Annotated in this window: 23 protein-coding genes and 1 tRNA gene; 21 read left to right on the forward strand and 3 right to left on the reverse strand. The window is 65.3% G+C overall.

The genetic code is table 11. The features are described 5' to 3' along the window. The first annotated feature begins 44 nt into the window (after window positions 1–44). From PLC66_RS04595 to PLC66_RS04670, 16 genes are all read left to right on the forward strand, one after another. A tRNA-Leu gene (locus PLC66_RS04595) sits at window positions 45–129 on the forward strand. Between the two features lie 105 nt (window positions 130–234). Beyond that, window positions 235–609 carry an NADH-quinone oxidoreductase subunit A gene (gene ndhC / locus PLC66_RS04600; protein WP_324538066.1) on the forward strand — a complete coding sequence of 125 codons (375 nt, stop codon included), beginning with the start codon at window positions 235–237 and terminating at the stop codon, window positions 607–609. 3 nt (window positions 610–612) lie between these two features. Beyond that, window positions 613–1,089 carry a NuoB/complex I 20 kDa subunit family protein gene (locus PLC66_RS04605; RefSeq protein ID WP_002926530.1) on the forward strand — a complete coding sequence of 159 codons (477 nt, stop codon included), beginning with the start codon at window positions 613–615 and terminating at the stop codon, window positions 1,087–1,089. A 14-nt stretch (window positions 1,090–1,103) separates the two neighbouring features. Then, entirely contained in the window at window positions 1,104–1,709 is a 606-nt protein-coding gene (locus PLC66_RS04610) for an NADH-quinone oxidoreductase subunit C (RefSeq protein WP_324538067.1), read from the forward strand. After that, the gene (locus tag PLC66_RS04615) at window positions 1,702–2,955 is read left to right on the forward strand and encodes an NADH-quinone oxidoreductase subunit D (RefSeq protein WP_324538068.1); all 1,254 of its coding nucleotides are present in this window, start codon (window positions 1,702–1,704) and stop codon (window positions 2,953–2,955) included. Before PLC66_RS04610 ends, PLC66_RS04615 begins: the two co-directional genes overlap by 8 nt. A 91-nt stretch (window positions 2,956–3,046) precedes the next feature. Next, window positions 3,047–3,526 (forward strand): NADH-quinone oxidoreductase subunit NuoE, encoded by a 480-nt coding sequence (gene nuoE, locus PLC66_RS04620; protein WP_324538069.1) that lies wholly within the window; start codon window positions 3,047–3,049, stop codon window positions 3,524–3,526. Between the two features lie 11 nt (window positions 3,527–3,537). After that, window positions 3,538–4,842 (forward strand): NADH-quinone oxidoreductase subunit NuoF, encoded by a 1,305-nt coding sequence (nuoF, locus tag PLC66_RS04625; RefSeq protein ID WP_324538113.1) that lies wholly within the window; start codon window positions 3,538–3,540, stop codon window positions 4,840–4,842. After that, window positions 4,836–7,175, forward strand: a complete 2,340-nt coding sequence (gene nuoG, locus PLC66_RS04630) for an NADH-quinone oxidoreductase subunit NuoG (RefSeq protein WP_324538070.1) — start codon at window positions 4,836–4,838, stop codon at window positions 7,173–7,175. The genes nuoF and nuoG overlap by 7 nt, the downstream gene beginning before the upstream one ends. Next, window positions 7,175–8,224: an NADH-quinone oxidoreductase subunit NuoH gene (gene nuoH, locus PLC66_RS04635; protein WP_324538071.1), complete on the forward strand. Its 1,050-nt coding sequence runs from the start codon at window positions 7,175–7,177 to the stop codon at window positions 8,222–8,224. The genes nuoG and nuoH overlap by 1 nt, the downstream gene beginning before the upstream one ends. 7 nt (window positions 8,225–8,231) lie before the next feature. Next, complete coding sequence (gene nuoI, locus PLC66_RS04640; RefSeq protein ID WP_324538072.1) at window positions 8,232–8,717, forward strand: NADH-quinone oxidoreductase subunit NuoI; 486 nt, start codon at window positions 8,232–8,234, stop codon at window positions 8,715–8,717. A gap of 33 nt (window positions 8,718–8,750) precedes the next feature. Continuing rightward, window positions 8,751–9,356 (forward strand): NADH-quinone oxidoreductase subunit J, encoded by a 606-nt coding sequence (locus PLC66_RS04645; protein ID WP_324538073.1) that lies wholly within the window; start codon window positions 8,751–8,753, stop codon window positions 9,354–9,356. Window positions 9,357–9,414: 58 nt separating this feature from the next. Next, window positions 9,415–9,720 (forward strand): NADH-quinone oxidoreductase subunit NuoK, encoded by a 306-nt coding sequence (gene nuoK, locus PLC66_RS04650; RefSeq protein ID WP_324538074.1) that lies wholly within the window; start codon window positions 9,415–9,417, stop codon window positions 9,718–9,720. 12 nt (window positions 9,721–9,732) lie between these two features. Continuing rightward, entirely contained in the window at window positions 9,733–11,754 is a 2,022-nt protein-coding gene (nuoL, locus tag PLC66_RS04655; RefSeq protein WP_324538075.1) for an NADH-quinone oxidoreductase subunit L, read from the forward strand. Window positions 11,755–11,840: 86 nt separating this feature from the next. Continuing rightward, window positions 11,841–13,322 (forward strand): NADH-quinone oxidoreductase subunit M, encoded by a 1,482-nt coding sequence (locus tag PLC66_RS04660; RefSeq protein ID WP_324538076.1) that lies wholly within the window; start codon window positions 11,841–11,843, stop codon window positions 13,320–13,322. Between the two features lie 50 nt (window positions 13,323–13,372). Beyond that, window positions 13,373–14,842, forward strand: coding sequence for an NADH-quinone oxidoreductase subunit NuoN (gene nuoN / locus PLC66_RS04665; protein WP_324538077.1), 1,470 nt, complete (start codon window positions 13,373–13,375; stop codon window positions 14,840–14,842). A 27-nt stretch (window positions 14,843–14,869) separates the two neighbouring features. Further along, on the forward strand, window positions 14,870–15,436 hold the full coding sequence (locus PLC66_RS04670; RefSeq protein ID WP_324538078.1) for an NUDIX domain-containing protein: 567 nt from the start codon (window positions 14,870–14,872) through the stop codon (window positions 15,434–15,436). 17 nt (window positions 15,437–15,453) lie between these two features. On the opposite strand, the gene PLC66_RS04675 is transcribed toward PLC66_RS04670, so the two are convergent. Further along, window positions 15,454–16,653 (reverse strand): GNAT family N-acetyltransferase, encoded by a 1,200-nt coding sequence (locus PLC66_RS04675; RefSeq protein ID WP_324538079.1) that lies wholly within the window; start codon window positions 16,651–16,653, stop codon window positions 15,454–15,456. Window positions 16,654–16,799: 146 nt separating this feature from the next. Between PLC66_RS04675 and PLC66_RS04680 the strand changes: the two genes are divergently transcribed. Both PLC66_RS04680 and PLC66_RS04685 read left to right on the forward strand, forming a co-directional pair. Continuing rightward, entirely contained in the window at window positions 16,800–18,428 is a 1,629-nt protein-coding gene (locus PLC66_RS04680; RefSeq protein WP_324538080.1) for an NAD+ synthase, read from the forward strand. Window positions 18,429–18,444: 16 nt separating this feature from the next. Beyond that, on the forward strand, window positions 18,445–18,783 hold the full coding sequence (locus PLC66_RS04685) for a P-II family nitrogen regulator (RefSeq protein ID WP_324538081.1): 339 nt from the start codon (window positions 18,445–18,447) through the stop codon (window positions 18,781–18,783). Window positions 18,784–18,857: 74 nt separating this feature from the next. On the opposite strand, the gene PLC66_RS04690 is transcribed toward PLC66_RS04685, so the two are convergent. Then, entirely contained in the window at window positions 18,858–19,982 is a 1,125-nt protein-coding gene (locus PLC66_RS04690; RefSeq protein WP_324538082.1) for a Smr/MutS family protein, read from the reverse strand. Between the two features lie 8 nt (window positions 19,983–19,990). Continuing rightward, window positions 19,991–20,944, reverse strand: a complete 954-nt coding sequence (gene trxB / locus PLC66_RS04695) for a thioredoxin-disulfide reductase (protein WP_324538083.1) — start codon at window positions 20,942–20,944, stop codon at window positions 19,991–19,993. 258 nt (window positions 20,945–21,202) lie between these two features. Between trxB and PLC66_RS04700 the strand changes: the two genes are divergently transcribed. The 3 genes from PLC66_RS04700 to lolA all read left to right on the forward strand — a co-directional run bounded on the left by PLC66_RS04700 (window position 21,203) and on the right by lolA (window position 24,977). After that, complete coding sequence (locus tag PLC66_RS04700; protein WP_324538084.1) at window positions 21,203–21,874, forward strand: Crp/Fnr family transcriptional regulator; 672 nt, start codon at window positions 21,203–21,205, stop codon at window positions 21,872–21,874. A gap of 128 nt (window positions 21,875–22,002) precedes the next feature. Then, on the forward strand, window positions 22,003–24,294 hold the full coding sequence (locus tag PLC66_RS04705; RefSeq protein ID WP_324538085.1) for a DNA translocase FtsK: 2,292 nt from the start codon (window positions 22,003–22,005) through the stop codon (window positions 24,292–24,294). Further along, entirely contained in the window at window positions 24,291–24,977 is a 687-nt protein-coding gene (gene lolA, locus PLC66_RS04710; protein WP_324538086.1) for an outer membrane lipoprotein periplasmic chaperone LolA, read from the forward strand. Before PLC66_RS04705 ends, lolA begins: the two co-directional genes overlap by 4 nt. Window positions 24,978–24,987: the final 10 nt, after the last annotated feature.

A 24,987-nucleotide genomic window follows, 5' to 3' on the forward strand; every position in this document is an offset into this window, starting at 1 on the left:
GGTGCGCAAAAGCTCTTATAATTATCGGGCTGTTTGATCAGCGCGCCGACGTGGTGAAATTGGTAGACACGCTATCTTGAGGGGGTAGTGGCGAAAGCCGTATGAGTTCGAGTCTCATCGTCGGCACCATATTCCGGTAACGCCCGCATCAGCGGGCGTTTCCACGCAGAGCAGCCATAACAATAATGACGACGCGGCCTTCGATGTCGTCCAACGCAATGGGGGTATCTGAACATGCTGGAAAACTATTTTCCTGTCCTGATGTTCATTCTCGTTGGTCTTGGTTTTGGGGTTGCTCCTGTCATTCTTGGGCGCGTTCTTGCGCCTTATCGCCCCGATAGCGAAAAAAACTCTCCCTACGAATGCGGCTTCGAGGCGTTTGAAGACGCCCGCATGAAGTTCGACGTTCGCTATTACCTGATTGCCATCCTCTTCATCCTGTTCGATCTCGAGATCGCCTTCCTGTTTCCGTGGGCGACGGTCTTCCAGGAGTTCATCGCCGCCGGCGAGGTCGCCTGGTTCGTGTTCGGCTCGGTGATGGTCTTTCTTGCGGTTCTGGTCATCGGTTACATCGTCGAGTGGAAAAACGGCGCACTCGACTGGGAGTAATGCATGAGCATTGAGGGCGTCTTTCGCGAGGGGTTCGTCACTACCTCGCTCGATGCGGTCATCAACTGGACGCGCACCGGCTCGCTGTGGCCGATGACGTTTGGTCTGGCCTGCTGTGCGGTTGAGATGATCCATGCGGGCTGTTCCCGCTATGACCTCGACCGCTTCGGGGTGGTGTTCCGGCCCAGTCCGCGCCAGTCCGATCTGATGATCGTGGCCGGCACGCTATGCAACAAGATGGCGCCGGCGCTACGCAAGGTGTACGACCAGATGTCGGAGCCGCGCTGGGTCATCTCCATGGGCTCGTGCGCGAACGGGGGAGGGTACTACCACTACTCCTACTCGGTCGTGCGCGGTTGTGACCGCATCGTGCCGGTCGACGTCTATGTGCCCGGCTGTCCGCCGACGGCCGAGGCGCTGATCTACGGCATCCTCCAGCTCCAAAACAAGATCAAGCGCACGAACACGATCGCGCGCTGACGGGTGTCCCAGACATGAGTGCCAAGCTTGAACGCCTGAGCCAGACCTTGCGCGACGTATTCGGCGACAGCTTGAAGTCGCTGGTGGTGGATCGCGCTGAAGTCACCATCGAGGTCGCGGCAAGTGACTATCTCCGTATCGCGCGCACCCTGCGCGACCATGCGGATCTACATTTCGAACAGTTGATCGACATCTCCGGACTCGATTATTCGACCTTCGGGAATGGTGGCTGGGAGGGCGCGCGTTTTGCCTCGTCCGCCCACCTGACCTCGGTGAAGCACAACTGGCGCGTACGTCTTAAGGTCTTTGCCGAGGATGACGAGTTCCCCGTACTGGACTCGGTCGTCGATGTCTGGCCGAGCGCCAACTGGTATGAGCGCGAGTCCTTCGACCTGTACGGGATCCTGTACTCCGGTCACCCCGATCTGCGTCGCATCCTCACCGACTACGGCTTCGTCGGCCATCCTTTCCGCAAGGACTTCCCGGTTTCGGGCTACGTCGAAATGCGCTACGACCCCGAGCAGGGCCGGGTCGTCTATCAGCCGGTCACCATCGAGCCGCGCGAGAACACACCGCGCATCGTGCGCGAAGAGAACTACGGGGACGTCGGCCATGGCTGAGATCCGCAACTACACGATCAACTTCGGTCCGCAGCACCCTTCCGCGCACGGTGTGCTGCGTCTGGTGCTCGAACTCGATGGCGAAGTCGTCGAGCGGGCCGACCCGCACATCGGCCTGCTGCACCGCGGCACCGAGAAACTCGCCGAGACCCGTACCTGGGTGCAGTCCGTGCCTTACATGGACCGGCTCGACTACGTGTCGATGATGTGCAACGAGCACGCCTACTGCATGGCCATCGAGAAGCTGCTTGGTGTGCAGGTGCCGGAGCGGGCGCAGTACATCCGCGTGATGTTCGACGAGATCACGCGCATCCTGAATCATCTCCTCAACATCGGCACCCACGCCCTCGACATCGGCGCGATGACGATGGTGCTGTACACCTTCCGCGAGCGCGAAGACCTGATGGACGCCTATGAGGCGGTGTCGGGCGCGCGCATGCACGCGGCCTACTATCGGCCGGGCGGCGTCTATCGCGATCTGCCGGATCGCATGCCGAAGTACGAGGTGAACAAGTTCAAGAACGAGAAAGTGGTCAAGGAGCTCAACGCCAACCGCGAGGGCTCGCTGCTCGACTTCCTCGAGGACTTCACCAATCGCTTCCCGACCTACTGCGACGAGTACGAAACCCTGCTGACCGATAACCGGATCTGGAAGCAGCGCACGGTCGGCATCGGCGTGGTCTCGCCCGAGCAGGCGCTGGCCTGGGGTTTCACCGGACCGATGCTGCGTGGCTCGGGCATCGCCTGGGATCTGCGCAAGAAGCAGCCCTACGAAGTGTATGACCGCATGGACTTCGACATCCCCATCGGCAAGAACGGCGACTGCTACGACCGTTACCTGTGCCGCATGGAGGAAATGCGTCAGTCCAACCGCATCGTCAAGCAGTGCATCGAGTGGCTGCGCAAGAACCCGGGTCCGGTCATCACCGACAACCACAAGGTCGCCCCGCCTTCGCGCGAGAGCATGAAGTCGAACATGGAAGAGCTGATCCATCACTTCAAGCTCTTCACCGAAGGCATGCATGTGCCCAAGGGCGAGGTTTATGCGGCGGTCGAGCATCCGAAGGGCGAGTTCGGCGTGTATGCCGTGTCCGACGGCGCCAACAAGCCCTACCGCCTCAAGCTGCGTGCGCCGGGCTTTGCGCACCTTGCCGCGATGGACGACATGGCGCGCGGGCACATGATCGCCGACGTGGTCGCCATCATCGGCACGATGGACGTGGTGTTCGGCGAGATCGACCGCTGACGCGCCGGGCGCAGACAGGGAAGGTACCGGCGCCGCAGGGCGTCGCAGGATCAAACAAGAATCGGCAGGCTATCCGGAAGATCAAGACGACATGCTGAGCCAGGAATCGCTGCAACAGATCGATCGAGAGATCGCGAAATACCCGTCCGATCAGAAGCAATCCGCGGTGATGGCTGCGCTGCGGATCGCGCAGGTCGAGAAAGGCTGGCTGCCGAAGGAACTCATCGAGTTCGTCGCCCGCTACCTCGGCATGCCGGCCATCGCGGCCTACGAGGTCGCCAGCTTCTACAACATGTACGACCTCGAGCCGGTCGGGCGGCACAAGGTCACCGTGTGCACCAATCTGCCGTGCGCACTGTCCGGCGGTGTCGATGCGGCGGACTACCTCAAGAAGAAGCTCGGCATCGAATTCAACGAGACCACGCCCGACGGCAAGTTCACGCTGAAGGAAGGCGAGTGCATGGGTGCCTGTGGCGACGCCCCGGTGCTGCTGGTGAATAACCATCACATGTGCAGCTGGATGACCACCGAGAAGATCGACCAGATGCTGGCCGAGCTGGACAAGAAATGAGCACGCAAGGAATGATCCTCGCCGGTTGTGACGGCGACCGCACCTGGCGGCTCCAGGACTATGTCGCCCGCGGCGGTTATTCGGCCCTCAAGAAGATCATCGCCGAGAACACCTCGCAGGACGCGATCATCACCGAGCTGAAGACCTCGGTGCTGCGCGGCCGCGGCGGCGCGGGTTTTCCGACCGGCCTGAAGTGGAGCTTCATGCCGCGTTCCTTCCCAGGTGACAAGTACCTCGCCTGCAACTCGGACGAGGGCGAGCCGGGCACCTTCAAGGATCGCGACATCCTGCGCTACAACCCGCACAGCGTCATCGAAGGCATGGCGATCGCGGCCTACGCGATGGGGGCGGCGCGCGGCTACAACTACATCCACGGCGAGATCTTCGAGGTGTATGCGCGCTTCGAAGAGGCGCTGGAAGAGGCGCGTGCCGCCGGCTTCATCGGCCAGAACATCCTCGGCAGCGACTTCTCCTTCGAATTGTTCGCCCACCACGGTTATGGCGCCTACATCTGTGGCGAGGAAACCGCGCTGCTCGAGTCGATCGAGGGCAAGAAGGGCCAGCCGCGCTTCAAGCCGCCCTTCCCGGCGAGCTACGGCCTGTATGGCAAGCCGACCACGATCAACAACACCGAGACCTTTGCCTCGGTGCCCTTCATCATGAACATGGGCGGCGAGGCTTTCCTTAACCTCGGCAAGCCCAACAACGGCGGTATGAAGCTGTTCTCGGTGTCGGGCCACGTCAATCGTCCCGGCAACTACGAGATTCCGCTCGGTACGCCGTTCGCCGAACTGCTCGAGATGGCGGGCGGCATGCGCGGCGGGCGCAAGATCAAGGCAGTGATTCCGGGCGGCTCGTCGGCACCGGTGGTGCCGGGCAGCGTGATGATGGACAGCACGATGGACTATGACTCCATCTCCAAGGCCGGCTCCATGCTGGGCTCCGGTGCCGTCATCGTCATGGATGAGACCACCTGCATGGTGAAGGCGCTCGAGCGCCTGTCCTACTTCTACTTCGAGGAATCCTGCGGTCAATGCACCCCCTGCCGCGAGGGCACGGGCTGGTTGTACCGCGTGGTGCATCGTATCGAGCACGGCCTCGGCCGTCCCGACGACCTCGATCTGCTCAACTCCGTCACCGCCAACATCATGGGTCGCACCATCTGCGCCCTCGGCGATGCCGCCTCGATGCCGGTGCAGAGCTTCGTCAAGCACTTCGGCAGCGAGTTCGAATACCACATCGAAAACAAGAAGTGCCTGGTGTCGCCCGAAGTCCAGCGCGCCGGCAGTCAAATCTACGTGAGCCCGTCATGCTAGAGATCGAAATCGACGGCAAGCAGGTCCAGGTCAACGACGGCAGCACCGTGATCGAGGCTGCAGCGGTTGCCGGGTCCTATATTCCGCACTTCTGCTACCACAAGAAGCTGTCCATCGCGGCCAACTGCCGCATGTGCCTGGTCCAGGTCGAGAAGGCGCCCAAGCCGCTGCCGGCCTGTGCGACGCCGGTCACCAACGGCATGAAGGTGTGGACCCACTCCGAACTGGCGGTGAAGGCGCAGAAGGGGGTGATGGAGTTCCTGCTCATCAACCACCCGCTCGATTGCCCGATCTGCGACCAGGGTGGCGAATGTCAGCTGCAGGATCTCGCCGTCGGCTACGGTTCGACCGCCTCGCGCTACCAGGAAGAGAAGCGCGTCGTGTTCAACAAGAACCTCGGCTCGCTGGTGGCCACCGACATGACGCGCTGCATCAACTGCACGCGCTGCGTCCGCTTCACCGCCGAGATCGCCGGCGAGATGGAACTCGGCCAGGCCTTCCGCGGCGAGCATGCGGAGATCATGCCCTTCATCGAGAAGACGATCGACTCCGAACTGTCGGGCAACATCATCGACCTGTGCCCGGTCGGAGCGCTGACCTCCAAGCCCTTCCGCTTCGCCGCCCGCACCTGGGAGCTGTCGCGGCGCATGTCGGTGAGCCCGCACGATTCGCTTGGCTCCAACCTCATCGTGCAAACCAAGCACGACGTCGTGAAGCGCGTGCTGCCGCTCGAGAACGAGGACATCAACGAATGCTGGCTGTCCGACAAGGACCGCTTCTCCTACGAGGCGCTTGCCAGTGAGGAGCGCCTGACCGCGCCCATGATCCGTCAGGGCGGGCAGTGGAAGCAGGTCGATTGGCAGGCGGCGCTCGAATTCGTCGCCACCGGCCTGCGCGGCATCGCCAAGGATCACGGCGCTGCCGCAATCGGCGCGCTCGCATCGCCGCACAGCACGGTCGAGGAGCTCTTCCTGGTGCAGAAGCTGGTGCGTGGCCTGGGGTCGGAGAACGTCGATGCGCGCCTGCGCCAGGCCGACTTCCGTGCCGATGGCAAGCGCCAGGGCGTGGGCTGGCTCGGCATGAAGATCGCCGAAGTCAAGGACCTCAATCGCCTGCTGGTGGTGGGGAGCTTCCTGCGCAAGGACGCGCCGCTGCTCGCGCAGCGCGTACGCCAGGCGGCAAAGAAGGGGCTCCACGTCAGCGCGATCGGCCCCAATGCCGAGGATTGGTTGTTGCCGGTGCGCCAGCGCGCGCTGGTCGCGCCCTCCGCGATGGTGGCGACGCTGGCCCAGGTGGTGGTCGCGCTCGCCCAGGAAAAGGGCGCCGAAGTCAGCGTCGCGCTGCTCGGCAAGCTGCCTGGGGTGGTCTCCGACGACGCGCGCGCCATCGCGCAGAGCCTGGCCTCCGGCCGCAAGGTGGCGGTGTGGCTGGGCAGTCTTGCCGCCCAGCACGCCCGCGCCAGCGAGCTGCAGATGCTTGCACAGGAAATCGCCCGCCTCAGCGACGGTTGCTTCGGCTTCATCGGCGAGGCGGCCAACGGCGTCGGTGCCGCCCTCGTCGGCGCGCTGCCGGGCGAAGGCGGCCTCAACGCCGCCGCCATGATCGAGCAGCCGCGCAAGGCCTATGTGCTGCTCGGCGCCGAGCCTGATCTCGATTTCGCCAACCCGGCGGCCACCGTCGCCGCGATGCGTGGCGCACAACTGGTGGTGGCGATGACGGCCTTCCAGTCGGCCACCCTGCGCGAGCTCGCCGACGTGATGCTGCCCATCGCGCCCTTCACCGAGACCTCCGGCACCTTCGTCAATTGCGAAGGTCGTGCGCAGAGTTTCACTGCGGTGGCCAAGCCGCAAGGCGCTACGCGGCCGGGCTGGAAGGTCCTGCGCGTGCTCGGCAACCTGCTTGCGCTCGAAGGTTTCGGCTACAACGACTCCGAGTCGGTGCGCGCCGAAGCGCTGCCGGCCGACATCGGCGCGGCGCTGGGCAACGGCGTGGAAGGCGTCGTGGTGTCGACCGCGACTGCCCCTGCCGCGGCGCTCGAACGCGTCACCGACGTGCCGATCCACTTCGCCGATCCGCTGGCGCGTCGTGCGCCCGCGCTGCAGAAGACGCGCGATGCCGCCGCACCGGTGGCGCGGATGGCGCCTTCGACGATGGTCGCGCTCGGCATCGCTGCAGGAGACAGGGTGCGGATCGTGCAGGGGGGCGGGCAGGCGGAGCTGCTCGCGCAGGCCGACCAAGGCCTGGCCGCCGGCTGCGTGCGCATCGCGACGGCACATCCCTCGACCGCCGCGCTGGGTGCGATGAGCGGTGAACTCAGCGTGGAGCGTGTCTGATGGAAGCGATGCTGCAACCCGTTGCCGACTTCTTCGGCCCGAGCTGGACGGCGATCTGGACCCTGGTCAAGATCATCGCCATCATCGCTCCGCTGATGATCTGCGTCGCCTATCTGACCCTTGCCGAGCGCAAGGTGATCGGTTACATGCAGGTGCGCATCGGCCCTAACCGCGTCGGCCCGAAGGGCTTGCTGCAGCCGATGGCCGACGGCGTGAAGCTGCTGTTCAAGGAAATCATCATCCCGAGCGGGTCGAGCAAGGGCCTGTTCATCCTGGGGCCGATCCTCGCCCTCGCGCCTTCGCTCGCGGCCTGGGCGGTGATCCCCTTCGACGACGGCCTGGTGCTGGCCAACGTCAATGCCGGCCTGCTGTTCCTGCTCGCGATCACCTCGATGGAAGTCTATGGCGTGATCGTCGCGGGCTGGGCCTCGAACTCGAAGTACCCCTTCCTCGGCTCGATGCGCGCTGCGGCGCAGATGGTGTCCTACGAAGTGTCGATGGGCTTCGCGCTGATCTGCGTGCTGCTGATCTCCGCCAGCCTCAACCTCACCGACATCGTCATGTCGCAGGGTGAGGGCCGTTTCGCCGACATGGGCCTGGGTGTGCTGTCGTGGAACTGGATCCCGCTGTTCCCGATGTTCGTCGTGTATGTGATCTCGGGCATCGCCGAAACCAACCGTGCGCCCTTCGACGTGGTCGAGGGCGAGGCCGAGGTGGTGGCAGGGCACATGGTCGAGTACTCGGGCATGACCTTCGCGCTGTTCTTCCTCGCCGAATACGCCAACATGATCCTGGTCTCCATCCTGACCGCGATCCTGTTTCTCGGTGGCTGGCTGTCGCCGGTGGGTTTCCTGCCCGACGGCTTCCACTGGCTGGCGCTGAAGACCGCCGCGATCCTGTTCATCTTCCTGTGGGCGCGTGCCACCTTCCCGCGCTTCCGCTACGACCAGATCATGCGTCTGGGCTGGAAGGTGTTCATCCCGGTCACCCTGGTGTGGGTGTTTGTGGTGGCGGTGTGGATGATGTCGCCGCTGTCGATCTGGAGTTGAGAAGACCATGGGTGCCAAGGATTACATCGGCAGTCTGTTCCTGAAGGAACTCGTCAAGGGCATGGCCCTGACCGGACGCCACTTCTTCCAGCGCAAGATCACCGTCCAGTTCCCGGAGGAGAAGACGCCTCAGAGTAACCGCTTCCGCGGCCTGCACGCCCTGCGCCGCTATCCCAACGGCGAGGAGCGCTGCATCGCCTGCAAGCTGTGCGAGGCGGTGTGCCCGGCGATGGCGATCACGATCGAGTCGGATCAGCGCGACGACGGCTCGCGCCGGACCACGCGCTACGACATCGACCTCACCAAGTGCATCTTCTGCGGCTTCTGCGAGGAAGCCTGCCCGGTCGACGCGATCGTCGAGACCCGGGTGCTCGAGTACCACGGGGAGCAGCGCGGCGACCTCTACTACACGAAGCAGATGTTGCTGGCGGTCGGAGATCGTTACGAGTCCCAGATCGCGGCCGACCGCGAGCAGGACGCCAAGTACCGCTAAGGGGAGGGCGCCTCGGCGCCACGAGTCAAGAACATGGAATTCAAGACCTTCGTCTTCTACTTTCTCGCCGTGATCATGGTGTTCGCGGCGCTGAGGGTAATCACTGCCCGCAACCCGGTGCATGCCGCGCTGTTCCTGGTGCTGACCTTCTTCAACGCCGGCGGGCTGTGGCTGCTGCTGCAGGCCGAGTTCCTCGCCATCGTGCTGGTCATGGTGTACGTCGGCGCGGTGATGGTGCTCTTCCTCTTCGTCGTGATGATGCTGGACATCAACCTCGACCGTCTGCGCGAGGGCTTCTGGAGTTACCTGCCGGTGGGGGCGCTGGTGGGCATCCTGATGCTGGTCGAGATGATCATGGTGCTGGGCGGCTCCTACTTCGGGCTCGAAGCGATGCCCGCGCCGCCCGCGGCCGCGGAGGGGTTCAGCAACACGCGCGAACTCGGCCGCGTGCTGTACACCGACTACGTCTATGCCTTCGAGCTCGCCTCGCTGGTGCTGCTGGTGGCGATGGTCGCCGCGGTGGCCTTGACCCTGCGCAAGCGCAAGGGCTTGAGGTACATGCAGCCGTCCGAGCAGGTCGCGGTCAAGCGCGAAGGCCGGGTCGAGCTGGTGAAGATGCAGGCCGAAAAAGAAGACTGAAGTCGCACGCGAACAAGAACCGCGCCGGTAACGAGCCGGCGCGATCAGGGAGTCACAGATGCTTTCGCTTTCCCATTTCCTCATCCTGGGCGCGATCCTGTTCGCGATCAGCGTGGTCGGGATCTTCCTCAACCGGAAGAACCTGATCGTGCTGCTGATGGCCATCGAGCTGATGCTGCTCGCGGTCAACATGAATTTCGTGGCCTTCTCGCATTACCTGGGCGACATCGCCGGCCAGGTCTTCGTTTTCTTCATCCTCACCGTCGCAGCCGCGGAATCCGCGATCGGCCTGGCGATCCTGATCGTCATGTTCCGCAACATGCGCACGATCCATGTGGATGATCTGGGCAGCCTCAAGGGTTAAGGAAGCGTCACGATGACGGACATGCAGACTCTCTATCTCCTCGTGCCGCTGGCGCCGCTGGCCGGCGCCATCCTCGCCGGCCTGTTCGGCAAGACCATCGGCCGCGCGGGTTCGCACATCGTCACCATCCTCGGGGTGGCGATCGCCTTCGTCGCATCGGTGGTGATCTATCAGGATGTGGCGGCGGGCAACACCTTCAACGGCACCGTCTACACCTGGATGGTGTCGGGCGGGATCAGTTTCGAGGTCGGTTTCCTGATCGACTCGTTGACGGTGATGATGATGCTGGTCGTGACCTTCGTGTCGCTGATGGTCCACATCTACACCATCGGCTACATGTCGGAAGATCCAGGCTACCAGCGCTTCTTCAGCTACATCTCGCTGTTCACCTTCTCGATGCTGATGCTGGTGATGTCGAACAACTTCCTGCAGTTGTTCTTCGGCTGGGAAGCGGTGGGCCTGGTCTCCTACCTGCTCATCGGCTTCTGGTACGAGCGGCCGACCGCCATCTACGCCAACATGAAGGCCTTCCTGGTCAACCGCGTGGGCGACTTCGGCTTCCTGCTCGGCATCGGCCTGATCGCCGCCTACACCGGCAGCCTCAATTACGCCGAGGTGTTCGCGCAGGCCGACCAGCTTGCTTCCACCGAGATGGCCGTGACCGGCTGGCCGCTGATCACCGCGATCTGCATCTGCCTGTTCATCGGCGCGATGGGCAAGTCGGCCCAGGTGCCGCTGCACGTCTGGCTGCCCGACTCCATGGAAGGCCCGACGCCGATCTCGGCGCTGATCCACGCCGCGACCATGGTGACCGCGGGCATCTTCATGGTGGCGCGCATGTCGCCGCTGTTCGAGCTGTCCGATGCAGCGCTGTCCTTCGTCCTCGTCATCGGTGCGACCACCGCGCTGTTCATGGGCTTTCTCGGCATCGTGCAGAACGACATCAAGCGCGTGGTGGCGTATTCGACGCTGTCCCAGCTCGGCTACATGACGGTGGCGCTCGGCGTGTCGGCCTACTCGGCCGCCGTCTTCCACCTGATGACGCACGCCTTCTTCAAGGCGCTGCTGTTCCTCGGCGCGGGCTCGGTGATCATCGGCATGCATCACGATCAGGACATGCGCAACATGGGCGGCCTGCGCAAGTACATGCCGATCACCTGGATCACCTCGCTGCTCGGTTCGCTGGCGCTGATCGGCTTCCCGCTGTTCTCGGGCTTCTACTCCAAGGACTCGATCATCGAGGCGGTGCACGCGTCGACCATCCCGGGGGCGGGCTACGCATTGTTCTGCGTCCTGCTGGGCGTCTTCGTCACCGCCTTCTACTCCTTCCGCATGTACTTCCTCGTCTTCCATGGCGAGGAGCGCTTCGGCAAGGCGGACGGACACCACGACCACCACGGTGACCAGGATGACGAGGAGCCCTCGGCCGACCACCACCATGGCCTGGCGCCGGGTCAGAAGCCGCACGAGTCGCCCTGGGTCGTGACCCTGCCACTGGTGCTGCTGGCGATCCCCTCGGTGCTGATCGGCTTCTTCACCATCGAGCCGATGCTGTTCGGCGAGTGGTTCAAGGGCGTGATCTTCGTCGGCGACAACCACGTCGGGCTGAAGGAACTCGAGGCGTCCTTCCATGGCCCGGTGGCGATGGCCATCCACGGGCTGCAGACGGCGCCGTTCTGGCTCGCCATCGGCGGCGTTGCGCTGGCCTGGTTCTTCTACATGAAGCGCCCGGACATCCCGGCCGCGATCCAGCGCACCTTCAAGCCCATCCACAGCCTGCTCGAGAACAAGTACTTCTTCGACCGCTTCAACGAGATCTTCTTCGCCGGTGGCGCCCGCGCGCTCGGCAAGGGCTTGTGGAAGGCGGGCGACCAGGGTCTGATCGACGGGGTCGCGGTCAATGGCTCGGCCAGGCTGGTGGGCTGGATCGCGCAGATGTCGCGCCTGTTCCAGACCGGCCACCTGTACCAGTACGCCTTCATGATGATCATCGGCGTGTTCATCCTGCTCACCTACTGGATCAACCGCGGCTGATGCCCGGCACTGGCCACACACGCCCATTCGGATACACATAACAAGATTGAACGCGTCGTCCGCGACGCACTGAACGGAAAGCAACGATGACGGACATTCCTCTCCTCAGTCTGGCGATCTGGGTCCCGATTATCGGGGGCCTGCTGGTGCTGGCGACCGGCTCGGATCGCAATGCCCCGCTGGCGCGCATGCTCGCCTTCGCGGTCGCGGTGGCTGGCTTCGTCGTCACCATTCCGCTCTACACCGGCTTCGACACGACGACCAGCGCGATGCAGTTCGTCGAGCTCAGGTCCTGGGTGCCGCGCTTCAACATCAACTACCACCTCGGGGTCGATGGTCTGTCGGTGCTGTTCGTGATCCTCAATGCCTTCATCACCATCCTCGTCGTGATGGCGGGCTGGCAGGTGATCCAGGACAAGGTGGCGCAGTACATGGCAGCCTTCCTGATCATGTCGGGCCTGATGAACGGCATCTTCTCCGCACTCGACGGCGTGCTTTTCTATGTTTTCTTCGAAGCCTCGCTGATTCCGCTCTACCTCATCATCGGCATCTGGGGCGGCGCAAACCGCGTTTATGCGGCGATCAAGTTCTTCCTCTACACGCTGCTCGGCTCGCTGCTGATGCTGATCGCCCTGCTGTATCTGTTCATGCAGTCCGGTGGCAGCTTCAGCATCCTCGACTGGCATCAGCTGCCGCTGCCGATCGAGCCCCAGGTCCTGATCTTCCTTGCCTTCCTGATTGCCTTCGGCGTCAAGGTGCCGATGTGGCCGGTGCACACCTGGCTGCCCGACGCCCACGTCGAGGCGCCCACCGGCGGTTCGGTGGTGCTGGCGGCGATCGGCCTCAAGCTGGGTGCCTACGGCTTCCTGCGCTTCTCGCTGCCGATCGTGCCCGATGCCGCGCAGCAGCTCGCGCCGCTGGTGATCACGCTGTCGCTGATCGCAGTGGTGTACATCGGCTTCGTCGCCCTGGTGCAGGCCGACATGAAGAAGCTGGTGGCGTACTCGTCGATCTCGCACATGGGCTTCGTGACGCTGGGCTTCTTCATGTTCAATCCGCTCGGCGTCGAGGGCGCACTGGTGCAGATGATCTCCCACGGCTTCGTGTCGGGCGCCATGTTCCTTTGCATCGGCGTGCTCTACGACCGCATGCACTCGCGCCAGATCGCCGACTACGGCGGGGTGGTGAACACCATGCCCAAGTTCGCCGCCTTCTTCATGCTGTTCGCGATGGCCAACTCCGGCCTGCCCGCCACCTCGGGCTTCGTCGGCGAGTTCATGGTCGTGCTCGGCGCGGTGCAGTACAACTTCTGGATCGGCTTCATTGCCGCCACGACGCTGATCCTGGGCGCGGCCTATTCGCTCTGGATGTACAAGCGGGTGGTGTTCGGCAAGGTTGCCAACACGCATGTCGCCGAACTCGAGGACATCAACGGGCGCGAGTTCGCCTTTCTGGGCATCCTGGCGTTCTGCGTGCTGGCAATGGGCCTGTATCCCTTCCCCTTCACCGAAGTGATGCATGCCTCGGTCAATGAACTCCTGCGGCATGTTGCCGTGAGCAAGCTCTGAGCGCCGTTCAGCGCAAGCGCCCGAGAGACACTTAACGGACTGGTCAGAAGATGAATTTCGTCGTCCCCGACTTCTACCCCGCAGCGGCCGAGATCTTTGTCGCCGTGATGGCCCTTGTGATCATGCTGGCAAGCACCTTCGCACGAAGCATCGCACGCGGGCTGAGCTACCACCTGACGCAGGCGACGCTGATCGCGGCGGCTTTCATCACCATCTTCACGATGGAAGGCGAGGTGGTCTACACCTTCAGCAATCTATTCATCAGCGACCTGATGGGCGACTTCCTGAAGCTGATGATCTACTTCTCGACCGCGATCGCCTTGCTCTACGGTCGCGCTTACCTGGCCGACCGCAAAATCGACAAGCCCGAGTTCTACCTGCTGGCGCTGCTGATGACGCTGGGCATGATGGTGATGGTGACTGCCAACCACATGCTGCCGATGTATATCGGCCTCGAGATGATGTCGCTGGCGCTTTACACGATGGTGGCCTTCGACCGCGATTCGCCGCGCTCGACCGAGGCGGCGATGAAGTACTTTGTGCTCGGCGCGCTCGCCTCCGGTCTGCTGCTGTACGGCATGTCGATGGTGTACGGGGCGACCGGCTCGCTCGAGTTCTCGGCGATTGCGCAGTCGATCTACAACCAGTCCGCCAACCAGACGGTGCTGATGTTCGGCCTGGTGTTCCTCGTCGCGGGCATCTGCTTCAAGCTGGGCGTCGTGCCTTTCCACATGTGGGTGCCGGACGTCTATCAGGGCGCGCCGACGGCGGTGACCCTGATCATCGCCAGCGCACCCAAGCTGGCTGCGTTCGCGATGGCGGTACGCTTGCTGATCTGGGCGCTGTTCGATATCGCCGCCGAGTGGCAGGTGATGCTGATGCTGGTGGCGGCGGCGTCGATCGTGCTCGGCAACGTGGCCGCGATCGCGCAACAGAACATCAAGCGCATGCTGGCTTACTCGGGCATCTCGCACATGGGCTTCATGCTGCTAGGCCTGCTCGCCGGCGTGGTCGAGGGCGATCGCCACTTCGCGCTCAATGCCTACAGCTCGGCCATGTTCTACGCCATCTCCTACGTGATCATGAGCCTGGCCTCCTTCGGCATGCTGATCCTGCTGTCGCGTGCCGGTTTCGAGGCCGAGAACATCGACGACTTCAAGGGCCTCAACAGGCGCAGCCCCTGGTATGCGCTGATGATGCTGTTCGTGATGTTCTCGATGGCGGGCGTGCCCTTCTTCATCGGCTTCTTCGCCAAACTGTCGGTGCTGCAGGCAGTGGTCGCGGCCGGCTATTTCTGGCTCGCGGTGCTGGCGGTGGTCATGTCGGTGATCGGCGCGTTCTACTACCTGCGCGTGGTCAAACTGATGTACTTCGACGAGCCGCTCGACGCCTCGCCGATCCACGCCCCGGCCGAAGTGCGGGTGATGCTGTCGGCCAATGGCCTCGCCATTGCTGGGCTCGGCCTTGCGCCGCAGATGCTGATGTCGCTGTGCGCCTACGCCCTGCTGGGTTCGCTGTGAGCTCTCGATGAGCGGGGCACGACACGGATGAGCGTGCCGCAGGTCGATCCCCTCGAGGAGCGCGCGCTTTCGACCGAGCAGGTGTTCAGCGGCGCTCTGCTGAAGGTCTGCCGCGATCGTGTCGTACTGCCTGACGGCAGCGAGAGCGTGCGCGAGTACATCCGCCACCCCGGCGCGGTGGTGGTGGTCGCGGTGCTCGACAATGGCGCGCTGCTGTTCGAGCGCCAGTTCCGTTATCCGCTGCGTCGGGCCTTCCTCGAGTTGCCTGCAGGCAAGATCGACGCCGGCGAGGACATCCTCGCCTGTGCCGTCCGTGAGCTGCGCGAGGAGACGGGCTACGAGGCGCGCCACTGGCAGCATGTCGGCGTGATGCATCCCTGCATCGGCTACTCGGACGAACGCATCGAGATCTTCTTTGCCAGCGGGCTGCGCCATGTGGGTCATGCCTGGGACGAGGGGGAGTTCCTCGAGCTACTGGAACTGCCGCTCGTCGAGGTCGAGGCCCGCATCCACGCGGGCGAGATCACCGATGGCAAGACCATCACCGCCCTTTATCGCAGCTTGCCCCTCATCCGCGCCGCCGCAGCGGCCTGATCCCGGGCCTTGCGGGCTCAGGCCGGCGTGAGGTCGCGGCGGAAGGGCGAGCGTTCTGCGAGCTCATCCAGATAGAAGCCGATGCCGTTGCGTTCGCGCGCAAGGTAGTCGTCGACCGCGTTGCGAAAGCGCGGGTCGGCGATCCAGTGCGCGGACTGCGTGCGCACGGGCAACAGCCCGCGCGACAGCTTGTGCTCGCCCTGTGCGCCGCCCTCGAATCGCCGCAGGCCCTGCGCGATGCAGTACTCGATCGCCTGGTAGTAGCAGAGCTCGAAATGCAGGAAGGGCAGCGGCTCGATCGCGCCCCAGTAGCGGCCGTAAAGGGCCTCCTTATCGCACAGGAAGAAGGCTGCGGCGACCGGCGCCCCCTCGCGCTCGGCCAGCAGCAGGCGTACCGCGTCGGGCATGCGCGCGGCGAGCCGGTGGAAGAAGCTGGCGCCCAGGTAGGGCGTGGAGCGATGCAGGGCGTAGGTCAGGGCGTAGCAGTGGTGGAAGAAATCCCACTCGGCGGCGCTCGCCGCGTGGCCGTCGAGCCAGCGCAGGTTCAGCCCATGTGCCGCCGCCCGGCGCCGCTCCTGGCGAATCTTTTTGCGCTTGTCATGGTTGAGGCTGGCGAGGAAGGCGTCGAAGTCCGGCCACAGGTGCAGGGGGGCGTCGCTGTCGCCCTCGAGCCTGCCAGCAACGCCGTTCTGCCAGTGAAACTGCACGCCCTCACGCATCATCAGCCCGGCGTCGGCCAGGATCGCCGCGTCCTGCGCGTTGGGAAACAGCAGGTGGAAGGAGGACAGGCCGCTGTCGCGCACGCGCGCAAGCACCGCTTCCAGCAACTGGCGGCGATCGTCGGGGTCGGGGCCGAGCAGGCGTGCTCCCGGGATCGGGGTGAAGGGCACGGCGGCGAGCCACTTCGGGTAGTAGTCCAGCCCGTGGCGCTGGTAGGCCTCGGCCCAGGCCCAGTCGAACACGTATTCGCCATAGGAGTGCGCCTTGAGGTACAGCGGCATCGCCGCCACCAGCTCACCGTTGCGCCACAGGCTGGCGTGGGCCGGCGTCCAGCCGCTGCGTCCGCCCACGCAGTGTTCGCGCTCCAGCGCGTGCAGGTAGGCGTGACGCAGGCAGGGCGCGGCGGCGGGATCCGTGGCGCGCAGCAAGTCGTCCCACTGCGCCGGGTGGAGTTCGCCAAGGCTGGCGAGCAGATGGAATCCGTCGGGCTTCTTCATGGGGGCGGCCTGCCTTATTTTTGTGCATTGCGACGATACGCTTGCGCGTCATCGACTTGCAAGCGCGATCCACGACTTATCCACAGGCTTGCTAACGCCCGCTGTGGGTCGAACCTGAGCCGCGCCGAAGCGGTATAGTTTCGCTCATGAATGCACCTGCCCATACCCCCGTTTCGATCGCCGTCGCGCAGCTCAACCTGACCGTCGGTGATCTCGTCGGCAATGCCGATCTCATCATCGAGGCCATTGCGCGCGCGCGCGCGATGGCCGCCGACATCCTGATCACGCCCGAGCTCGCGTTGGCCGGCTATCCGCCCGAAGACCTGCTGCTGCGGCCCGACTTCTATCGGGCCTGTGCACGCGAGACGCAGCGTATCGCCGATGCCGCGGGTGACTTGATCGTAGTCCTGGGCCATCCCTTCGAGGAGGGGCTGCAACGCTACAACGCCGCCTCGGTGCTGAGCCGGGGCAAGGTGCTGGCGCGCTATCACAAGAGCCTGCTGCCGAACTACGAGGTGTTCGACGAGGAGCGCTACTTCGAGGCCGGCGGCGACCCCTGCGTGTTCGACTGCAAGGGCGTGCGCTTCGGCATCAACATCTGCGCCGACGTATGGGAGAGCGGGCCGGCACAGGCCGCGCTGGCCGCCGGGGCGCAGGTGCTGCTCGCGCTCAACGCCTCGCCTTATCACATGAACAAGCAGGTCCAGCGCATCCAGGTGCTGCGTGACCGTGTGCGCGAGACCGGACTGCCGGTGTTGTACTGCAACATGGTGGGCGGCCAGGATGAGCTGGTCTTCGATGGCGCCTCCTTCGCGCTCGACCGCGACGGCACGCTCGGTTACCAGGCCGCCAGCTTCACCGAGCATCTCGATGTGGTGCAGTTCGCCGAGGGGCGCTGGCGCAGCGCCGTGCATGTGCATCCGCGGCGGCTCGAGGCCGAGGTGTATGAGGCGCTGAAGACCGGCGTTCGCGACTACCTCGGCAAGAACCGCTTCCCGTCCGCCATCATCGGCCTGTCGGGCGGCATCGATTCGGCGCTCACACTGGTGGTGGCGGTCGACGCGCTGGGGGCGGAGCGCGTGCGCGCGGTGATGATGCCTTCGCCCTACACTGCGCAGATGAGCCTGGACGATTCGCGCGAGATGGTGCGCCGACTCGGCGTGCGCTATGACGAGATCCCGATCGAGCCGGCGATGGCGGTCTTTGCCGAGCTGCTCGCGCCGCAGTTTGCCGGGCTGGCGGCCGACACCACCGAGGAGAACCTGCAGAGCCGCATCCGCGGCATGATCCTGATGGCCCTGTCCAACAAGACGGGTGCGATCGTGCTCACCACCGGCAACAAGAGTGAGATGGCCACCGGCTATGCGACCCTCTACGGCGACATGGCCGGCGGCTTCGCGGTGCTCAAGGACTTGTACAAGACCTTCGTCTTCCGCCTGTCGAACTGGCGCAACACGGTGGGCGAGGTGATCCCGCAGAACATCATCGATCGCCCGCCCTCGGCCGAGCTCAAGCCCGACCAGAAGGACCAGGACAGCCTGCCACCCTACGAAGTGCTCGACGCCATCATCGAGGCCTACATGGAGCGCGACGAGTCGCCGCGCGAGATCATCGCCGCCGGCTATCCGGAGGCGGAGGTGCGGCGCACCGTGGGCATGCTCAAGCGCAACGAATACAAGCGCCGCCAGTCGCCGGTGGGCATCCGCGTGACCCCGCGCGGCTTCGGCAGGGACTGGCGTTATCCGATAACATCGCGCTACCAGGATGAGTTCTGACACAGGAGAGAGGTGGATGAAGAAGATCGAGGCGATCATCAAGCCGTTCAAGCTGGACGAAGTGCGCGAGGCCTTGTCCGAGGTGGGCATCACCGGCCTCACGGTGACCGAGGTGAAGGGCTTCGGTCGTCAGAAGGGCCACACCGAGCTCTATCGCGGCGCAGAGTACGTGGTCGACTTCCTGCCCAAGATCAAGGTTGAGGTGGTGCTCGGCGACGACGTCGTCGACCAGGCGGTGGAGGCGATCGTCAAGGCCGCGCACACCGGCAAGATCGGCGATGGCAAGATCTTCGTCTCGCCGGTGGAGCAGGTGATCCGCATTCGCACCGGCGAAACCAACGAAGCAGCAATCTGAGGCCGACGCGGCGGCCCGCGTGGCCGTCATTCTCGACAAGCGGCGACGCGACCCCGACAGACGCCGCCTTGCGTTCAGCGCGAGGCGGCGTTTTGCGCTCTGAGCAGCACCAGCAGCGCGCCCCCGCCGCCGTGATGCGGCCCCGCCTGGCAGAAGGCGAGGATTTCTTCGCGCTGGGCCAGCCAGCCGCGTGAAAGCTGCTTGAGGATCGGCACCTTGCCGGGCGAGCCGTGGCCCTTGCCGTGGATGACGCGGATGCAGCGCTGGCCCTGGCCCAGGCTGTCGTGCAGGAAGCGTGCGAGCGCCGCGCGCGCCTCGTCGCGGGTGAGGCCGTGCAGGTCGATCTGCGCCTGCAGCACCCAGCGCCCGCGGCGCAGATCGGTGAGCACGCGGCGGGGCAGGCCGGGGCGCAGGAAGGCCGCCTCGTCGCCCATGTCCAGCCTGTCCTCGAAGGTCAGCGGCGCGGCAAGCGATTCGTCGAGGGCGGCGCGTTCGTCCGCCTCGCGCTTGACCGGGGCGGGCGGAGGGGCTGGGCGCTCGAGTTGCACCCGGTTGCGATCGTCGACCGGTCGGGCGTCGCCGACGACGGCGCGAAACAGGCTCGCCGGGTCGCTCAGCTCGGCGTCGGCCGGCAGCACGATCGCGTCGGGGCGCTGGATGCGTGCAGGTTGGGCGCTCTGGTTGCGATGGTGATGGCGTTGCGGGGTGTCGAGTTCGGCGCGGCCGCTGTCGCGCAGCGGAACGACGCCGGCGTAGGCCGCGCGCAAGGGGTCGAGCTCGGCACGCAGCGGGGTGGCTTCGCGGGCTTCGTCCGCGGCCTGTGGCGCGCGTGGCACGGGGGCAGGGCGCGGCCGTTCGAGCTCGGCGCGGTTGCCGCCGCGGACCGGTTCGATCGCGCCGACCATGCGACGAAATAGTTCGCGCTCGGCCTCGTCAGGGCTTGCGCCTGCCTCGGCGGGCGCAGGCCTTCCCCTGTCCTTGCCGGCACCGCTGTGTGCCACCGGGTGGCGGATCTCTTTGCCGTGCGGGCTTGGCGCCGCGGGGCGTTGCGCGGCCGCGTCGGACGCCGGCGATGCCTGCTCGCGAAGTTGCCTGCGCAAGTCGGCGAGGCCGTTGTTGGTGCGCTGGCTCGCGCCCGCGGCCTTGCCGCCATCCTTGGCGTCGGCGGCAGGCCCGGGCGGGCGCGGACGGCGACTCACGGCCGCGCTCAGTTGCCGAGGGCGTCGAGATAGCGTTCGGCGTCGAGCGCGGCCATGCAGCCGGTGCCGGCCGAGGTCACGGCCTGGCGGTAGACATGGTCCTGCACGTCGCCGGCGGCGAATACGCCGGGCACGCTGGTCTGGGCGGCGTTGCCGTTGCGCCCGCCATGGGTGACGATGTAGCCGCCTTCCATCTCGAGTTGGCCCTCGAAGATGTCGGTGTTGGGCTTGTGACCGATGGCGATGAACACGCCGTGCAGGGCGAGCTCGCGCGTGGCACCGGTGTTGACGTCCTTGAGGCGCATGCCGGTCACGCCGTTGTTGTCGCCCAGGATCTCGTCGAGCGTGGCGTTGAGGGCGAGTTCGATCTTGCCGGTGGCGACTTTCTCCATCAGCTTGTCGATCATGATCTTCTCGGCGCGGAACTTCTCGCGGCGGTGGACCAGGGTGACCTTCTTCGCGATGTTGGCGAGGTAGAGGGCTTCCTCGACCGCGGTGTTGCCGCCGCCGACCACGGCGACATCCTGGTTGCGGTAGAAGAACCCATCGCAGGTGGCGCAGGCCGAGACGCCGCGGCCGGCGAACTTCTCCTCGGACGGCAGGCCGAGATACTTGGCGGTGGCGCCGGTGGCGATGATGAGCGCGTCGCAGGTGTACTCGCCCGCATCACCGATGAGGCGGAAGGGCCGCTCGCCCAGCTTCACGGTATGGATGTGATCGAACAGCATCTCGGTGTTGAAGCGCTCGGCATGCTTCTGGAAACGCGCCATCAGGTCGGGGCCCTGCACGCCATCGGCATCAGCCGGCCAATTGTCCACGTCGGTCGTGGTCATGAGCTGGCCGCCCTGCGCCAGGCCGGTGACGAGCACCGGGTTGAGGTTGGCACGGGCGGCATAGACAGCCGCCGTGTAGCCGGCGGGACCGGAGCCGAGGATCAGCAGGCGGGCGTGTTTCGTGGTCATGAGGGGCATTCCTGCGGGTTGCAAACGAGGCCAGGATTATAGCCGAGCCCCCCTTCGCCTGCGCCGATGCCCGCGATAGGGCGGCCATATCGGCCTGCCAGCGGTCCGAGGCGAGGAGGTCGCGCGCGAAGCTGTGAGCGTGCGCGGCAGGCGGGCGTGACCTACTTCACGCCGTTTTCATGATTGGGGTGACATTCGTATAAACTTATGCTCGGAGTCATCGACAAACCGACCGTTCTTGTGTCAACCGGAGCCAGCATGTCCCAGACCACCGCCGTTTCCGTCGTCGCCCTGAAGACTTTTCCGCTTTTTCACGGGCTTAGCGACGAAGTGTTGAGCAACGTGGCGCGCGTGTCGATGATGCGCCGGTTTCCGCGCGGGCAGTCGGTCGTGTGTGCCGGCGACCGGCCCGACTACGTCTATCTCGTGTTGACCGGCAGCCTCAAGGTCGTGGTCAGCGACGAGGACGGGCGCGAGGTCATCCTTTCCATCCTGGGCCAGGGCGAGCTGTTCGGCGAGATGGGCATGTTCGAGGAGCGCCCGCGTTCGGCTTCGGTGATCGCGGTCGTGCCTTCCGACCTGGTGCTGATTTCCAAGCAGGATTTCCGCCGCCTGATGCAGGACAGCTTCGACGTGTCCTGGCGCATCATGTGCAACCTCGCCGAGCGGCTGCGCAACGCCGACCGCAAGATCGAGAGCCTGGCGCTGATGGATGTGTATGGACGGGTCGCACGCCTGCTCATCGAAATGTCGGAAGACGTCGGCGGCCAGGCGGTGGTGGTGCGCAAGGTGTCCAAGCAGGACATCGCCAAGATGATCGGCGCCTCGCGCGAGATGGTCAGCCGCGTCATGAAGGACCTCGGCCAGCAGGGGCTGATCGAGGAGCGGCCCGACGGCATCGTGCTGCGCGAGCGCCTGAACGACGTCTGAGCGCCTCGGTGCGCGGGCCGGAGGTGGCGTGGTGCTTTGTGAGCAGGCGCAACAATCGCGGCCGGGGCGGGTGATCGATCCCGTATAATCCGGGCGTCGTATCACTGCCGCTACCTGCCACGCCCTCCATGCTGTCTCGCTCTTCCTCCCGCTCCCAGCCCCTGCCGGAAAAGATCTCCCTCTTGCTGCAGGAAGCACGCTGGCTGATCCTGGGCGTGATGTCGCTCTACGTCGGTCTGATCCTGATCGGCTACAGCGAGGCTGATCCGGGCTGGTCGCATGCCTCCGAGGTCGCGCGTGTCTCCAATCCGGGCGGCCGCTTCGGCGCCTGGCTGGCCGATCTGCTGCTCTACCTGTTCGGACTGTCGTCCTGGTGGTGGGTGGTCTTCCTCGGCTACAGCCTGCTGTGGGGCTTCCGGCGGCTCAAGAACAAGCTCGAGCTCGACCGCCGCTCCTTTATCTTCGTCATGATCGGCTTCTTCGTCGTGCTGCTCACCAGCAGTGCGCTGGAGTTCCTGCGTTTCCACTCGCACGGTGCGGCGGTCCCCTTGGAGCCCGGTGGGCTGGTGGGGATGGAGCTCGGTCAGCTCACGCAGCGCTACTTCGGCTTCACGGGCGGCACCCTGATGCTGCTCACGCTGCTGGCTTGCGGGCTGTCGCTGTTTACCGGGGTGTCCTGGCTCGCCATCGTCGAGCGGGTGGGCCTGGCGCTCGAACAGGCCGTGGTCGGGGTGCTGCAGGCCTGGCAGCGCTGGCAGGACCGGCGTGTCGGCCGCGAAATCGCCCAGAAGCGCGAGGCGGTGGTCGAGACCCGCCGGCGCAAGACCGAGAAGGTCGCCGCCGCGCCGCTGCGCATCGAGCCCGCGGTGGTCGCGGTGCCCAAGTCGGAGCGCGTCGAGAAGGAGCGCCAGCAGACCCTGTTTACGGATGCGTCGGGCGGGGCGATCCCGCCGGTCGCACTGCTCGATCCGGCTGCCGGCGGGGTGGAGCCGCCGTCGCCCGAGTCGCTCGAATTCACCTCGCGCCTGATCGAGACCAAACTCGCCGACTTCGGCGTCGAGGTGAAGGTGCTCGCGGCCTATCCCGGGCCGGTCATCACGCGCTACGAGATCGAGCCGGCCACCGGCGTCAAGGGCAGCCAGGTGGTCAACCTCGCCAAGGACCTCGCGCGCGCGCTGTCGCTGGTATCGATCCGCGTGGTCGAGACCGTCCCCGGCAAGTCCTGCATGGCGCTCGAGCTGCCCAACCCCAAGCGTCAGATGGTGCGCCTGTCCGAGATCATCGGCTCCAAGGTGTATCAGGATGCGCATTCGCCGCTCACCGTGGTGCTCGGCAAGGACATCGGCGGCCAGCCGGTGGTCGCCGATCTGGCCAAGATGCCGCATCTGCTGGTGGCTGGCACCACTGGCTCGGGCAAGTCGGTCGGCATCAACGCAATGATCCTGTCGCTGCTGTACAAGAGCGAGCCCGAGCGGGTGCGCCTGATCATGGTCGACCCGAAGATGCTCGAGCTGTCGATCTACGAGGGCATCCCGCACTTGCTGGCGCCGGTGGTGACCGACATGAAGCACGCCGCCAACGCGCTCAACTGGTGCGTGGCGGAGATGGACAAGCGCTACAAGCTGATGGCGGCGGTCGGCGTGCGCAACCTCGCCGGCTTCAACAAGGCGGTGACGGAGGCGCGCAAGGCCGACAAGCCGCTCACCAACCCGTTCTCGATCAGCCCCGAGAACCCCGAGCCGCTCGAGCCCTTGCCCTACATCGTGGTGGTGGTGGACGAGCTGGCCGACATGATGATGGTGGTCGGCAAGAAGGTCGAGGAGCTGATCGCCCGCCTGGCGCAGAAGGCACGCGCCGCAGGCATCCACCTGATCCTTGCGACCCAGCGCCCCTCGGTGGACGTGATCACCGGCCTGATCAAGGCCAACGTGCCGACCCGCATTGCCTTCCAGGTGTCGAGCAAGATCGACTCGCGCACTATTCTCGACCAGATGGGCGCCGAGACCCTGCTCGGCATGGGCGACATGCTCTACCTGGCACCGGGTACCGGTCTGCCGGTGCGGGTGCATGGCGCCTTTGTCGCCGACGAAGAGGTGCACAAGGTCGTCGATCACCTGAAGACGATCGGCCCGCCCGATTACGTCGAGGGCATCCTGTCCGCGGGCGAGGATGACCTGGAGGCGTCCCTCGGTGGCGGCGGGGAGGGCGGCGAGGGCGAGGCCGACCCGCTCTACGACCAGGCGGTGGAGGTCGTGGTCAAGACGCGCCGGCCATCGATCTCGCTGGTCCAGCGCCACCTGCGCATCGGCTACAACCGCGCTGCGCGCCTGATCGAACAGATGGAACGTGCCGGCCTCGTGTCGCCGATGGGCAGCAACGGCAACCGCGAAGTCATCGTGCCCGCCAAGGAGAACGAATGAACACCCGCAGCCTGTCCGTCGCCGTGCTCGCGCGCGGCGGTGTCGCCCTCGTGCTCGCGAGCATGGCCATGCTCGCCGCGGCGGCCGATGGGGTCGCCCAACTGCGTGATTTCGTCGCCCATGCGCGCAGCGCCGAGGGCGAGTTCGAGCAGGTCGTGATGGCGCGCTCCGGGCGCCGTCCGCAGGAGGCCAAGGGGCAGTTCGCCTATGAGCGCCCGGGCCGTTTTCATTGGGAGTACACGCGCCCCTACCGCCAGGTGCTGGTCGGCGACGGCCGCGCCCTGTGGACCTGGGACCCCGACCTCAACCAGGTCACCGTGCGCGAGATCGGCGACGCGCTGGGGGCGACGCCGGCGGCGATCCTGTTCGGCGCGGGCGCCCTCGATGACAGCTTCGAGCTCGCAGACGGCGGTGTGAGCGATGGCCTGGCCTGGGTCGAGGCGCGGCCGCGGCAGGCCGAAAGCGGCTTCGAGTCGCTGCGCATCGGCCTCGCCAAGGGCCAGTTGCAGCAGATGGAGATGCGCGACAACTTCGGCCAGACCACGCTGATCCGTTTCACCCGCCTGCAGCCCAATCCCCCGCTCGCGGCCGACCGCTTCCGCTTCGTCCCGCCGGCCGGGGCCGACATCATCGGCGAGATCCCCGACGACCTTGGGGCTTCGCGGACGACGCCGGGGCGCTGAGGTCTGTCGC

The organism is Thauera sp. (genome assembly GCF_035444905.1).
Lineage (GTDB): Bacteria > Pseudomonadota > Gammaproteobacteria > Burkholderiales > Rhodocyclaceae > Thauera.

What these genes read in the sequence shown, in the direction of transcription:
- PLC66_RS04680 (WP_324538080.1), top strand. Translation starts at nt 16,800, where the DNA reads ATGAATGCACCTGCCCATACCCCCGTTTCGATCGCCGTCGCGCAGCTC.
- PLC66_RS04705 (WP_324538085.1), top strand. Translation starts at nt 22,003, where the DNA reads ATGCTGTCTCGCTCTTCCTCCCGCTCCCAGCCCCTGCCGGAAAAGATC.
- nuoG (WP_324538070.1), top strand. Translation starts at nt 4,836, where the DNA reads ATGCTAGAGATCGAAATCGACGGCAAGCAGGTCCAGGTCAACGACGGC.
- trxB (WP_324538083.1), bottom strand. Translation starts at nt 20,944, where the DNA reads ATGACCACGAAACACGCCCGCCTGCTGATCCTCGGCTCCGGTCCCGCC.
- nuoF (WP_324538113.1), top strand. Translation starts at nt 3,538, where the DNA reads ATGATCCTCGCCGGTTGTGACGGCGACCGCACCTGGCGGCTCCAGGAC.
- PLC66_RS04675 (WP_324538079.1), bottom strand. Translation starts at nt 16,653, where the DNA reads ATGAAGAAGCCCGACGGATTCCATCTGCTCGCCAGCCTTGGCGAACTC.
- PLC66_RS04645 (WP_324538073.1), top strand. Translation starts at nt 8,751, where the DNA reads ATGGAATTCAAGACCTTCGTCTTCTACTTTCTCGCCGTGATCATGGTG.
- PLC66_RS04605 (WP_002926530.1), top strand. Translation starts at nt 613, where the DNA reads ATGAGCATTGAGGGCGTCTTTCGCGAGGGGTTCGTCACTACCTCGCTC.
- nuoI (WP_324538072.1), top strand. Translation starts at nt 8,232, where the DNA reads ATGGGTGCCAAGGATTACATCGGCAGTCTGTTCCTGAAGGAACTCGTC.
- PLC66_RS04670 (WP_324538078.1), top strand. Translation starts at nt 14,870, where the DNA reads ATGAGCGTGCCGCAGGTCGATCCCCTCGAGGAGCGCGCGCTTTCGACC.
- nuoN (WP_324538077.1), top strand. Translation starts at nt 13,373, where the DNA reads ATGAATTTCGTCGTCCCCGACTTCTACCCCGCAGCGGCCGAGATCTTT.
- PLC66_RS04660 (WP_324538076.1), top strand. Translation starts at nt 11,841, where the DNA reads ATGACGGACATTCCTCTCCTCAGTCTGGCGATCTGGGTCCCGATTATC.
- PLC66_RS04615 (WP_324538068.1), top strand. Translation starts at nt 1,702, where the DNA reads ATGGCTGAGATCCGCAACTACACGATCAACTTCGGTCCGCAGCACCCT.
- lolA (WP_324538086.1), top strand. Translation starts at nt 24,291, where the DNA reads ATGAACACCCGCAGCCTGTCCGTCGCCGTGCTCGCGCGCGGCGGTGTC.
- PLC66_RS04610 (WP_324538067.1), top strand. Translation starts at nt 1,104, where the DNA reads ATGAGTGCCAAGCTTGAACGCCTGAGCCAGACCTTGCGCGACGTATTC.
- nuoK (WP_324538074.1), top strand. Translation starts at nt 9,415, where the DNA reads ATGCTTTCGCTTTCCCATTTCCTCATCCTGGGCGCGATCCTGTTCGCG.
- PLC66_RS04700 (WP_324538084.1), top strand. Translation starts at nt 21,203, where the DNA reads ATGTCCCAGACCACCGCCGTTTCCGTCGTCGCCCTGAAGACTTTTCCG.
- ndhC (WP_324538066.1), top strand. Translation starts at nt 235, where the DNA reads ATGCTGGAAAACTATTTTCCTGTCCTGATGTTCATTCTCGTTGGTCTT.
- nuoE (WP_324538069.1), top strand. Translation starts at nt 3,047, where the DNA reads ATGCTGAGCCAGGAATCGCTGCAACAGATCGATCGAGAGATCGCGAAA.
- PLC66_RS04685 (WP_324538081.1), top strand. Translation starts at nt 18,445, where the DNA reads ATGAAGAAGATCGAGGCGATCATCAAGCCGTTCAAGCTGGACGAAGTG.
- nuoH (WP_324538071.1), top strand. Translation starts at nt 7,175, where the DNA reads ATGGAAGCGATGCTGCAACCCGTTGCCGACTTCTTCGGCCCGAGCTGG.
- nuoL (WP_324538075.1), top strand. Translation starts at nt 9,733, where the DNA reads ATGACGGACATGCAGACTCTCTATCTCCTCGTGCCGCTGGCGCCGCTG.